This is a genomic window from Streptomyces sp. B21-105, from assembly GCF_036898465.1.
Classification (GTDB): Bacteria; Actinomycetota; Actinomycetes; order Streptomycetales; family Streptomycetaceae; genus Streptomyces.
In genome coordinates, this window is the sequence record NZ_JARUMJ010000001.1 from 5,619,165 (window position 1) to 5,631,010 (window position 11,846).

The following is an 11,846-nucleotide window of genomic DNA, read 5'->3' on the forward strand; positions in this document are numbered from 1 at the left end:
TGGGCTGCGGTACGCAGGTGCGGCGGCGAGGGCGGCCGGGGCAGACTCGACCGTATGCGTACTGCCTACTGCGTGGAGACCGTCCGTCGTGCCGAACGGGAGCTGATGGCCCGGGTCCCGGAAGGGGCCCTCATGCAGCGGGCCGCCGCCGGGCTCGCCGCCGCCTGCGCCGATCTGCTGGGCCGGGTGTACGGACGCCGGATCGTGCTGCTGGTCGGCAGCGGGGACAACGGGGGCGACGCCCTGTACGCCGGGGCGCGGCTCGCCCGGCGCGGGGCCGGGGTGACCGCCGTGCTGCTCGCACCCGGGCGGACCCATCCCGGAGGGCTGACGGCGCTGCGCCGGGCGGGCGGCGCCGCCGTGACCCCCGACGGGGCCGGCGACGTCGTCCGGCGGGCCGACCTCGTGCTCGACGGCATCGTCGGAATCGGCGGCAAGGGCGGGCTGCGGCCCGATGCGGCGGAGCTGGCCGCGCTCGTCGCCGGGTTCCGGGCCGCCGTCGTGGCCGTCGACCTGCCCAGCGGGGTCGACGCCGACACCGGCGAGGTGCACGGGAGCGCGCTGCGCGCCGACCTCACCGTCACCTTCGGCACGCACAAGCCGGGGCTGCTCGTCGATCCCGCGCGCGAGTACGCCGGTTCGGTGCGGCTCGTCGACATCGGGCTCGGCGAGTACCTGCCCGACGTACCCGAGCTGGAGGCGTTGCAGCACGCGGACGTGGCGGCCCTGCTGCCGGTGCCGGGAGGGGAGAGCGACAAGTACCGGCGGGGCGTCGTCGGGATCGCCGCCGGATCGGACCGGTATCCGGGGGCGGCCGTGCTCGCCGTCGCGGGAGCGCTGCGCGGCGGGGCGGGGGCGGTGCGGTATGTCGGGCCGGCCGGGGACACGGTCCTCGCGCGGTTCCCCGAGACGCTCGTGTCGGAGCGCGGGCCCGCACACGCCGGACGGGTGCAGGCCTGGGTCGTCGGCCCGGGGGCCGGGGACGACGCGACGACGGTCGCGGAGGTGCTGGCCGCCGACGTGCCCGTGCTGATCGACGCCGACGGGCTGCGGCTGGCGGACGCCGACGCGGTACGGGGGCGTGCCGCGCCGACGCTGATGACACCGCACGCCGGGGAGGCGGCCGCGCTGCTCGGCGTGGCGCGTGAGCAGGTGGAGGGGGCCCGGCTGGCCTCGGTGCGGGAGCTGGCGGCGCGGTACCGGGCGACAGTGCTGCTGAAGGGGTCGACGACGCTGGTCGCCGACGCGGGCGGCGAGGGACCCGTGCGGGTCAACGCCACCGGCACGGCCTGGCTCGCCACGGCAGGCAGCGGGGACGTGCTGTCCGGGCTCGCCGGGTCGCTGCTGGCGGCCGGGCTGGGCGCGCTGGACGCGGGCAGCGTCGGGGCGTACCTGCACGGCCTCGCGGGTCGGTACGCGGCGGACGGGGCGCCGGTCGGGGCACATGACGTGGCCGAGGCGATCCCGCGTGCCTGGCGGGACGTGCGCGACTGAAACGACTGAAGCGACTGAAGCGACTGACGTGACTCCCGGGTCACGGGGCGGGGGCGTCGGCCCGGTGCCGGGAGTGCCGTTCGGCCGCTCTGAGACACTGGGCGCGATGAGTGAGACTGCCTTCCCGCCCGCCGCCGCCCCGCTGCGCGCCCGTGCCGAGATCGATCTGGCCGCGCTGCGGGCCAACGTGCGGACCCTGCGTGCCAAGGCGCCGGGGGCTGCGTTCATGGCCGTGGTCAAGGCGGACGGTTACGGCCACGGCGCCGCCCCCTGCGCCCGCGCGGCCGTCGAGGCCGGCGCCGAATGGGTGGGCGCCGCCACGCCCGAGGAGGCCCTCGCGCTGCGCGCGCACGCCGGGCTGCCCGCGGACGTCCGGATCATGTGCTGGTTGTGGACGCCGGGCGGGCCCTGGCGGGAGGCCGTCGACGCGGGCATCGACGTGTCGCTGAGCGGGCTCTGGGCGCTGCGCGAGGTGGAGGAGGCGGCTCGGGCCGCCGGTCGGGCCGCCCGGGTGCAGCTCAAGGCCGACACCGGGCTCGGCCGCAACGGATGCCAGCCCGCCGACTGGCCCGAGCTCGTCGGGGAGGCGCTGCGCGCCGAACACGAGGGACTGGTGCGGATCACCGGCCTCTGGTCCCACTTCGCCTGCGCCGACGAACCGGGGCACCCCTCCGTCGCCGCCCAGCTCGACCGGTTCCGGGAGATGGTGGCGTACGCCGAACGGCAGGGCGTCCGGCCCGAGGTGCGGCACATCGCCAACTCGCCGGCCGCGCTCACCCTCCCGGAGACCCACTTCGACCTGGTCCGCCCGGGGATCGCGATGTACGGCCTGACGCCCAGCCCCGAGCTGGGCTCGTCCGCCGACTTCGGGCTGCGGCCGGTGATGACCCTCGCGGCCTCGCTGGCGCTGGTGAAGCACGTCCCCGGCGGGCACGGCGTGAGTTACGGCCACCATTACGTCACCCCGGGCGGGACGACGCTCGGGCTGGTGCCCCTCGGGTACGCCGACGGTGTGCCCCGGCACGCCTCCGGGACCGGCCCGGTGCTGGTCGGCGGCAAGTGGCGGACGGCCGCCGGCCGCATCGCGATGGACCAGTTCGTCGTCGACCTCGGCGGCGACGAGCCGGACCCCGGCGCGGAGGCGGTCCTCTTCGGACCGGGCGACCGCGGCGAGCCCACGGCGCAGGACTGGGCGCAGGCGGCCGGAACCATCGGGTACGAGATCGTCACGCGCATCGGATCGCGCGTTCCCCGCGTCTATGTGAATGAGTGACGAGACCGGGTAACCCGCAGTCAGTGCAAGGACATCGGCCCAGGAGGAGCGGCACGTGAGCGAGAGCAGCGCGGAGGCGGTGGCGAGCGCCGCCACGGCGGTCGTCGCCGCGTCCGCGACGGGGGTGGGAGCGGGAGCGGCCGGAGGCTGGCGCCGGGCGACCGGCATCGCGGGCGCCGCGATAGGCGTGATCGCCGCTGGCGCCGCGGCCGGTGTCGCCGTGGAGCGGATGACCGTGGGGCGGGGCATGCGGGCCAAGGCCCGGCTGGCGCTCGACTCGGCGGGACCGTACGGAGGGCTGCGCGGCACCCCCGGCAAGGCGTACGCCGACGACGGCACCGAGCTGTACTACGAGGTCGACGACGTCGAGCCGCAGGGCGGGCCGGCCGGCCGGCGGCGCAGGCTCTTCGGGCGCAAGGCGCCGCTGCCCGTCACCGTCGTCTTCAGTCACGGCTACTGCCTCAACCAGGACTCCTGGCACTTCCAGCGGGCGGCTCTGCGGGGCGTCGTGCGGACCGTGCACTGGGACCAGCGCAGCCACGGCCGGTCCGGGCGCGGCAACGCCCAGACCGGGGACGGCGTGCCGGTCACCATCGACCAGCTGGGACGCGATCTGAAGGCCGTCGTCGACGCGGCCGTGCCGGAGGGGCCGATCGTGCTGGTCGGGCACTCCATGGGCGGGATGACGGTGATGGCCCTGGCCGCCCTGTACCCCGAGCTGATCCGTGAGCGGGTCGTCGCCACCGCGTTCGTGGGGACGTCGTCCGGGCGGCTCGGCGAGGTCAACTTCGGGCTGCCGGTCGCCGGTGTGAACGCGGTGCGGCGGGTGCTGCCGCAGATACTGAAGGCGCTGGGCCAGCAGGCGGCCCTGGTGGAGAAGGGGCGGCGGGCGACCGCCGATCTGTTCGCCGGGATCATCAAGCGGTACTCGTTCGCGTCCCGGGACGTGGACCCGGCGGTGGCGCGGTTCGCCGAGCGGATGATCGAGAGCACGCCGATCGACGTGGTCGCCGAGTTCTACCCGGCGTTCACCGACCACGACAAGACCGAGGCGCTCGCCTGCTTCACGGACATGCCGGTGCTGGTGCTGGCCGGGATCGGGGACCTGGTCACGCCGAGCGAGCACAGCGAGGCGATCGCCGACATGTTGCCGGACGCCGAGCTGGTCCTCGTTCCCGACGCCGGGCACCTCGTGATGCTGGAGCACCCGGAAGCGGTCACCGACCGCCTCGCCGACCTGCTCACCCGCGCGGGCGCCGTGCCGGCAGGGGCTACCGTGGGAGGTTATGGAGACACCAGCAGCGCCGCACCACCCGGCTGACCTTCGGATCACCGTCAACTCTCCCGAGCAGATGCGGGACTTCGGCCGCCGGCTGGCCAAGGTGCTGCGCGCCGGCGATCTCGTCATGCTGAGCGGGGAGCTCGGGGCGGGCAAGACGACGCTCACCCGCGGGCTCGGCGAGGGGCTCGGGGTGCGGGGCGCGGTGACCTCTCCGACGTTCGTGATCGCCCGGGTGCACCCCGCCCTCGGGGACGGCCCGCCGCTGGTCCACGTCGACGCGTACCGCCTGGGCGGTGGGCTCGACGAGATGGAGGACCTCGACCTCGACGTGTCGCTGCCGGAGTCGGTGATCGTCGTGGAGTGGGGCGAGGGCAAGGTCGAGGAGCTGACCGACGACCGGCTCCAGATCCGCATTCACCGGGCGGTCGGGGACACCGACGACGAGGTGCGGCACGTGACTGTGTCGGGGCTCGGCCGGCGATGGGCCTCGACGGACCTCGGCGTGCTGTCGGCCTGACGCTGACTCTGGCTCTGCGTCCGACTCTGGCCTGCGTCCGACTCTGGCTCTGGCTCTGACTCCGACTCTGGCTCTGACTCGGTGAAGGTTCCGACAACGTGTCGGCAAAATGTTGCGTCCCGTGTCGGAGGCGTGGTCACATGGGTATCAAGCTCGTAGTTAGGTCTACCTAACTACGCCCGCCCCCGAACCTCAGGAGGCGTCCATGCCGGCCACCGAGCCCCCGCCCCGGCCGCCGCGTCCCGTCGCGCCCGCCGCCGTGTCCATGCGTGACCTGCTGGCCTCGTGCGCCGCCGCCGAAGCCGTCTCGACGCCGCCGCGGCTGCCCGACCCCGTACTGGCGGAGAAGCCGGCCCGCCGCCCCCGGGCGGCCTGAGGCGACACCGGACGGCGCAACCGGCCGGACCGATCCGGACCGATCGGGACGGGAGGGTCTACCGGACCACGTCGACCCGTCGGCCGATCGTCGCGAACGCCCACATCGCGTCGCCGTCCGCGACGCTCTCCCGGATGCCGCCCGTCCGCACCCTCGGGTCGGGCTGCGGCAGCGAGCCGTCCAGGGCCGCGCTGAAGCCGATCGTCACGCCGTCCACCTCGGTGAACCGCACGACGTGCTCGATCGGGGTGCCGTCGGTGCCGGTGATCGCCCCCGAACGGGAGCCGACCGAGTAGCTGCCCGGCAGCGGGTCCACACTGCCGGGGGCGACCTTGAACGTGCGGTTGACGCGACCGTCCGCGCCGACCAGCCACACCCGGTCGGCGGTCAGCGCGTACACCACCCGCTCACCCACGCCGGAGCCGTCCGGCAGTGCCGTCGAGGCGACGGTCCCGGGTGCCTTCGCGGGTTTCGCGGGGGCGCCGCGCCGCGGCCCGGTCAGGTCGTCGGGCGCGTTCGCCGACGCCTGGAACGCGAGGAACCCGACCGTCGCCAGGGCGGCCGCGGTGACCCCGGCCACGAAAGTCGAGCTGCTGCTGGGCACCGGTGACCACCTCGTCCGTCCTGCGCCCGATTCCGGGCCACTTCCGCGTTCTGTCCTGTACGTGATGTACGTCATGTTTCGCGGCGACGTTAGCAGCCGTCACGGCTGCGACCGGGACGGCGGTGTCGGGGGCACGGGAGCCGTAGGCTGTTTGCGTGCTCTTGCTCGCTCTGGATACCGCCACCCCCGCCGTCACCGTCGCCCTGCACGACGGCACCGACGTCGTCGCCTCCTCGAGTCAGGTGGACGCGCGCCGGCACGGCGAGTTGCTGCTCCCGGCCGTCGACCGGCTGCTCGCCGGCGCCGGGCGCGGTCTCGACGCCGTCACCGGGATCGTCGTCGGCGTCGGCCCCGGCCCCTACACGGGGCTGAGAGTCGGTCTGATGACCGCAGACACCTTCGGGCTGGCGCTCGGCGTCCCCGTGTACGGCCTGTGCACCCTCGACGGTCTCGCCTACGCCTCCGACCTCGAAGGACCCTTCGTGGTCGCGACCGACGCCCGCCGCAAGGAGGTCTACTGGGCGCGCTACACCGACTCCCGCACCCGGGTGTCCGGCCCCGCCGTGGACCGGCCCGCCGACATCGCCGACGAGGTGGCCGGGCTGCCCGCCGTCGGCGCGGGCGCGCTGCTCTACCCCGACGCCTTCCCCCACGCGCACGAACCCGAGCACGTCTGTGCCGCGGCCCTCGCGAGCCTCGCGGCGGAGCGGCTGGCCGCCGGCGAGGAACTGCCCCCGCCACGGCCCCTGTACCTGCGCCGGCCGGACGCCCAGGTCCCCAAGAACTACAAGGTGGTCACCCCCAAGTGACCGAATCCGTCGACCTCGTGCTGCGCGAGATGCGCTGGTGGGACATCGAGCGCGTGCTCGAACTCGAGAAGGACCTCTTCCCCGAGGACGCCTGGTCCCGGGGCATGTTCTGGTCCGACCTGGCCCACGCCCGCGGCCCGGAGGCGACCCGGCGCTATCTCGTCGCGGTCGACCCGGCCGCGGACGACCGGATCGTCGGATACGCCGGTCTGGCCGCCGCAGGGGACGTCGCCGACGTCCAGACCATCGCCGTCGCCCGCGACCGCTGGGGCACCGGCCTCGGTGGCCGGCTGCTGACGGAACTGCTGAGCGCGGCGACCGCCTTCGAGTGCGTCGAGGTCCTGCTCGAGTGCCGCATCGACAACGTCCGCGCCCAGAAGCTCTACGAGCGCTTCGGGTTCGAGGCCATCGGGTTCAGGCGCGGCTACTACCAGCCGGGCAACGTGGACGCCCTGGTGATGCGCCTCACCGACCCATCGACATCCGTAGCGGGAACACAGGGAAACGAGACCAATGGCTGACGAACCCCTCGTTCTGGGGATCGAGACCTCCTGCGACGAGACCGGCGTCGGCGTCGTGCGCGGCACGACCCTGCTGGCGGACGCGATCGCCTCCAGCGTCGACGAGCACGCCCGCTTCGGCGGGGTCGTGCCGGAGGTGGCGTCCCGCGCCCACCTGGAGGCGATGGTCCCGACCGTCGAACGGGCGCTGAAGGAAGCGGGGGTGAGCGCGAAGGACCTCGACGGCATCGCGGTCACCGCCGGTCCGGGGCTCGCCGGCGCACTGCTGGTCGGCGTCTCGGCGGCGAAGGCCTACGCCTACGCCCTCGGCAAGCCCCTCTACGGCGTCAACCACCTCGCCTCGCACATCTGCGTGGACCAGCTGGAGCACGGCGCGCTGCCCGAGCCGACGATGGCGCTGCTGGTGTCCGGCGGCCACTCCTCCCTGCTGCTGTCCACCGACATCACCGCCGACGTCCGTCCGCTGGGCGCGACCATCGACGACGCGGCGGGCGAGGCCTTCGACAAGATCGCCCGGGTGCTGAACCTGGGCTTCCCGGGCGGCCCCGTCATCGACCGCTACGCCCGCGAGGGCGACCCGACGGCGATCGCGTTCCCGCGCGGTCTGACCGGCCCGCGCGACCCGGCGTACGACTTCTCCTTCTCCGGTCTGAAGACGTCGGTCGCCCGCTGGATCGAGGCCAGGCGGGCGGCGGGCGAGGACGTCCCGGTACGCGACGTGGCGGCTTCCTTCCAGGAGGCGGTCGTGGACGTCCTGACCCGCAAGGCCGTCCGGGCGTGCAGGGACGAAGGCGTCGACCACCTCATGATCGGCGGCGGCGTGGCCGCCAACTCCCGGCTGCGCGCCCTGGCCCAGGAGCGCTGCGAGGCGGCCGGCATCCGGCTGCGCGTGCCGCGTCCCAAGCTGTGCACGGACAACGGCGCGATGGTGGCGGCGCTGGGCGCGGAGATGGTCGCCCGCGGGCGGGCCGCGTCCGGCTGGGACCTGTCGGCGGACTCGTCGCTGCCGGTGACCGATCCGCACGTGCCGGGCAGGCACCACGGGCAGCCTGACGAGGACGGCCACGACCACGGCGGTGTGCACGGCCAGGTGCATGGCCACGACCATGTGCACGAGGTCTCCAAGGACAACCTGTACTCATGACCGTCGCGCTGATGTGGGAGGCCCGGGCCGCGGCCGGCCGGGGCGAGGAGCTGCTGCGCTGGGCGCAGGAGCAGGCGCGCCGGCTCGCGCGGCGGCCCCTGCGCAGCGAGACCTTCCGGGCTCCGCAGGACAGGGTGCTCGTCATCACCTGGTGGGACGCCGGGTACGACGACCCCGGCCTGCCCGAACTTCCGGAGCCGGACGGGGAGTTGGTGGCCAGGGCGGTGCACCGTTGGCGGTTCGAGGCGGTCCCGGACAAGCCCTGAGGAGAGCCCTGAGGAAAGCCCTGAAGGCGGGTCAGGGCTCGTCCGTCTCCGCTTCCAGCGCGGTGCGGGTCGCGACGCCGTACACCCCGGCCTCGTCCTGCAACACCGTCCGGGTGAGCTGGTAGGAGCGGACCGTGTTCTCGACCTCGAGGTCGTACACGCCCTCGGTCCGGCCTGCCTGGTAGCCGATCTCACGCAGCCGCGCCTGGAGTTCGGCCACCTCGGGACCGGTGTCCCCGAACCGCAGCACCGGCGGCGCGGAGTCGGACGGGCGGCCCGGCCCGGGGGACGCGGTACCGGTGGCCGCTCTGGAGGGAGCCGGAGTCCTGGGCGGCGCGGCGGACCGGGTGGGCTTCGCCGGAGTGGGGGAGGGCGTGTCGGGGGAGTCGGAGGCGGTCGGCGACGGGGGTGTCCGCGAGGGCCGTGGGGGCGCCTTCGCGGCCGTCGTGGTGATGCCGGACGTCACGTCGGGCACCGGCGCCCGTACGCCCTCGGGGAGCGCGCCGTCACGGGTGGGACCGTCGTAGAGGAGGAAACCGGCGAGCACCGCCGCGGTCACGGCGGTCGCGAGGACGCCGGCGAGCACCAGCAGGCGCACGGGGCTCCGGCGCCGGCCGGGGTGCGGTGCGTCGCCGGAGCCCGGGCCGGCCTCGGCGCCGTCGGCCCGTCTTCGCTCGGCCGACGCGGACTCGACCGGCGCGGACTCGACCGGCGCGGACTCGGCCGGCGCGGACTCGGTCTCCGTCGACTCGCCTTCGACGTGTGCCTGTCGAGCCGCCTCGGCCTTCGTTGCGGAGGGCGTCCCGCCGTCGTCGTTCTGTGCGTTCCGGCCGTCGCCGTCCTGCGGCTCCCGGCCGTCGTCGAACACGACGAACGGCCGGATGCGTACCGGGTCGAAGTCCTCGGCGGCGGCCGCCTCCGCCGTGCGCGCGCTGCGGTGGGCGTCGGACGCGAGCCGGCCGCACACGCACGCGGGGGCGCCGTCCGCGGCCCGGGGCGCGCCGCACAACGGACAGACACCACGCTGCGGTTCACTCAACCTGAAGCACCTCTCGGGGCGGGCTTCAGATGATATTCACATTCTGTGCACAGCATTTCCCCGGCGCCGGATCCCGCGTGCACCAGCGCCGCCCGCGCCACCTGCGCGGTGCGGGGGGACCTCCGCGATCCGCCGGACAGGGCCTAGCCGCGTACGACCTCCGCCTCGCACCGCAGCCGCCGCTCCGCCCCCGTCTCGCGCACCGGCCCGGTCAGCCGCAGCCGTGCCGTGGCCCGGACGTCGGTGCTGGAGGCGGCCAACCGCAGTTCCAGGTCGCCGGGTTCGACCACGCGCCGTCCCGAGCGGTCGGTGAAGGCGGAGAGGTCGGCGTGGAAGCGGAAGGTCACGCGGGCTGCTTCGGTGGCGGCCAGTTCCAGCCGCTGGTAGCCGATCAGCCGCATGTCGGGGCGGGTCACCCCGGCCACCGGGTCGTGCAGGTACAGCTGGACGATCTCCGCACCCGCCCGGTCGCCGGTGTTGCGGACGGTGACGGAGACGTCGTACGAGCCGTCCGTGCCGATCTCCGCGTCCGTGCCGGTGAAGTCCTCCCAGGTGAACGCCGTGTACGAGCGGCCGTGGCCGAAGGGGTACAGCGGGGTCGGGTCGAGGTTGCTGACCTGGCCGGCCAGGCCGAGCGGCGGCTGGAGGTAGGTCCACGGCTGGCCGCCCGGCTCGCGCGGGACGCTCACCGGGAGCCGGCCCGAGGGGTTCACCCGGCCCGACAGCACTCCGGCCACCGCAGGGCCGCCCTCCTCGCCGGGGAAGAACGCCTGGACGGCCGCCCCCAGCCGCCCGTGCCAGCGGCCCAGCGCGTACGGGCGGCCGGTGAGCAGCACGAGGACGACCGGGACGCCCGTCGCGACCAGCGCGTCCAGCAGGTCGCCCTGGACGCCGGGCAGGCTCAGATCGGCGACGTCGCAGCCCTCGCCGGACGTGCCCCGCCCGAACAGGCCCGCACGGTCGCCGAGGACGGCCACGCAGACGTCGGCCTCCGAGGCGCGTGTGATGGCCTCCGTGAAGCCCGACGGGTCCGGGTCCGAGACCCCGCAGCCCTCCGCGAACGTCACCTTCGCGTCGGGGAGTTCGACCCGCAGGGACTCCAGCAGCGTCGGGATGTCGATGCCGGTCTCCACCCCGGGATGGTGGGGCAGGACGTGGGACGGGAAGGAGTAGCAGCCGAGCATCGCCAGCGCGTCCGCCGCCCGTGGCCCGATCACCGCCACGCGCGCGTCGGGGGAGAGGGGGAGCAGGCCGTCGGGGTTGTCCAGCAGGACCACCGACTTCTCGGCCAGCCGGCGGGCCAGCGCGCGGTTGCCGGGCGGGTCGAGGTCCACCGACTCGGGGACGTGCGGCTGCCAGTCCTCGTTCAGCAGGCCCAGTTCGCACTTCTGCAGCAGGACGCGGCGCGCGGCCCGGTCGATCAGCTCCGCGGGCACCTCGCCCGCCCGTACGGCGTCGGCCAGCGCGTCGCCGTAGTACTTCACGGTGGGCAGTTCGACGTCGATGCCGGCGTCCAGCGCCAGCCGGGCGGCCTGCGCGGGGGTGCCGGCCACCCGGTGCAGGGTCTGCAGGAAGCCGATGCCGAAGTAGTCGGCGACGACCGTGCCGGTGAAGCCCCACTCCTCCCGGAGCAGTCCGGTCAGCAGTTCGGGGTCGGCGGAGGCCGGGACGCCGTCGCGTTCGGTGTAGGCCGCCATCACCGAGCGGGCGCCGCCCTCGCGCAACGCCATCTCGAACGGGGGCAGTGTGACGTCCGCGAACTCGCGGGTGCCCGCCCGCACCGGGGCCAGGTTGCGCGCGCCCGCCGAGGAGGCGTAGCCCGCGAAGTGCTTGAGGGTGGCGACGACCCCGGCGGACTCCAGTCCGCGTACATAGGCCGTGCCGACCGTGCCGACCAGGTACGGGTCCTCGCCGATCGTCTCCTCGACCCGCCCCCAGCGCGGATCGCGGACGACGTCCAGGACCGGGGCGAGGCCCTGGTGGACGCCCATCGCGCGCAGGTCCCGGCCGATCGCCCGGCCCACCTCCTCGACCAGCGGCGGGTCGAAGGCCGCGCCCCAGGCCAGCGGGACCGGGTACGCGGTGGCCCGCCAGGCGGTGACTCCCGCCAGGCACTCCTCGTGGGCGACCGCCGGGATGCCGAAACGGCCTGCGGCGACGATCTGCCGCTGGGCGCCGGCCAGGGCGCGGGCGCCGAGCGCCGGCTCCACGGGCGCGGTGCCGAAGGAGCGGGTCAGCTGGCCGAGCCCCCGGGTGATCAGCTCGTCGTAGTCGTATACGGCGGTCATGTCGTGCTGGTGCGGGGCGACTCCCTCGCCGTCCGTCGCGGCGCCCACCCACACGCCGTACAGCTGGGCGGTCTTCTCCTCGAGCGTCATCCGGCCGAGGAGGTCGTCGACGCGGGCGGCGGCGGGCAGGGCGGGGTCACGCCAGGGGGCGGTGGTCATGAAACTCCTGTCAGAGGTCGGTGAGCCACCAGGGAGACGGTGCGGTCCTGGAATTGCGTCCTGCTGCTGGCTGG

The 11,846-nt window shown here is 74.7% G+C and carries 12 protein-coding genes; 9 read left to right on the forward strand and 3 right to left on the reverse strand.

What is annotated here, in order from left to right; translation table 11 throughout:
* Nucleotides 1–54: 54 nt before the first annotated feature.
* From QA802_RS25505 to QA802_RS25525, 5 genes are all read left to right on the forward strand, one after another.
* Nucleotides 55–1,494, forward strand: coding sequence for an NAD(P)H-hydrate dehydratase (locus tag QA802_RS25505; RefSeq protein WP_334526983.1), 1,440 nt, complete (start codon nt 55–57; stop codon nt 1,492–1,494).
* Nucleotides 1,495–1,600: 106 nt separating this feature from the next.
* Nucleotides 1,601–2,767 (forward strand): alanine racemase, encoded by a 1,167-nt coding sequence (gene alr / locus QA802_RS25510; protein WP_334526986.1) that lies wholly within the window; start codon nt 1,601–1,603, stop codon nt 2,765–2,767.
* A gap of 55 nt (nt 2,768–2,822) precedes the next feature.
* Nucleotides 2,823–4,088: an alpha/beta fold hydrolase gene (locus QA802_RS25515; protein WP_334526989.1), complete on the forward strand. Its 1,266-nt coding sequence runs from the start codon at nt 2,823–2,825 to the stop codon at nt 4,086–4,088.
* Nucleotides 4,054–4,566 carry a tRNA (adenosine(37)-N6)-threonylcarbamoyltransferase complex ATPase subunit type 1 TsaE gene (tsaE, locus tag QA802_RS25520; protein ID WP_319164326.1) on the forward strand — a complete coding sequence of 171 codons (513 nt, stop codon included), beginning with the start codon at nt 4,054–4,056 and terminating at the stop codon, nt 4,564–4,566. The genes QA802_RS25515 and tsaE overlap by 35 nt, the downstream gene beginning before the upstream one ends.
* Before the next feature lie 205 nt (nt 4,567–4,771).
* Nucleotides 4,772–4,942 (forward strand): hypothetical protein, encoded by a 171-nt coding sequence (locus QA802_RS25525; RefSeq protein WP_334526993.1) that lies wholly within the window; start codon nt 4,772–4,774, stop codon nt 4,940–4,942.
* Between the two features lie 58 nt (nt 4,943–5,000).
* Here the strand turns inward: QA802_RS25525 and QA802_RS25530 are convergent, their stop codons facing one another.
* Nucleotides 5,001–5,546 (reverse strand): hypothetical protein, encoded by a 546-nt coding sequence (locus tag QA802_RS25530; RefSeq protein WP_334526996.1) that lies wholly within the window; start codon nt 5,544–5,546, stop codon nt 5,001–5,003.
* A gap of 155 nt (nt 5,547–5,701) precedes the next feature.
* Here QA802_RS25530 and tsaB point away from each other — a divergent pair, with 155 nt between their 5' ends.
* Genes tsaB through QA802_RS25550 form a run of 4 tightly spaced genes read left to right on the forward strand, consistent with a single transcriptional unit; the run spans nt 5,702 to nt 8,286 of the window.
* A complete protein-coding gene (tsaB, locus tag QA802_RS25535) occupies nt 5,702–6,355 on the forward strand; it encodes a tRNA (adenosine(37)-N6)-threonylcarbamoyltransferase complex dimerization subunit type 1 TsaB (RefSeq protein ID WP_334526999.1) in 654 nt (217 codons plus the stop codon).
* On the forward strand, nt 6,352–6,876 hold the full coding sequence (rimI, locus tag QA802_RS25540; protein WP_334527002.1) for a ribosomal protein S18-alanine N-acetyltransferase: 525 nt from the start codon (nt 6,352–6,354) through the stop codon (nt 6,874–6,876). Before tsaB ends, rimI begins: the two co-directional genes overlap by 4 nt.
* Complete coding sequence (gene tsaD, locus QA802_RS25545) at nt 6,869–8,020, forward strand: tRNA (adenosine(37)-N6)-threonylcarbamoyltransferase complex transferase subunit TsaD (protein WP_334527005.1); 1,152 nt, start codon at nt 6,869–6,871, stop codon at nt 8,018–8,020. Before rimI ends, tsaD begins: the two co-directional genes overlap by 8 nt.
* Complete coding sequence (locus QA802_RS25550; protein WP_334527008.1) at nt 8,017–8,286, forward strand: hypothetical protein; 270 nt, start codon at nt 8,017–8,019, stop codon at nt 8,284–8,286. Before tsaD ends, QA802_RS25550 begins: the two co-directional genes overlap by 4 nt.
* A 31-nt stretch (nt 8,287–8,317) precedes the next feature.
* On the opposite strand, the gene QA802_RS25555 is transcribed toward QA802_RS25550, so the two are convergent.
* On the reverse strand, nt 8,318–9,325 hold the full coding sequence (locus tag QA802_RS25555) for a peptidoglycan-binding domain-containing protein (RefSeq protein ID WP_334527010.1): 1,008 nt from the start codon (nt 9,323–9,325) through the stop codon (nt 8,318–8,320).
* A 143-nt stretch (nt 9,326–9,468) separates the two neighbouring features.
* Nucleotides 9,469–11,772 carry a beta-xylosidase/alpha-l-arabinosidase gene (locus tag QA802_RS25560; protein ID WP_334527012.1) on the reverse strand — a complete coding sequence of 768 codons (2,304 nt, stop codon included), beginning with the start codon at nt 11,770–11,772 and terminating at the stop codon, nt 9,469–9,471.
* Nucleotides 11,773–11,846 lie beyond the last annotated feature (74 nt).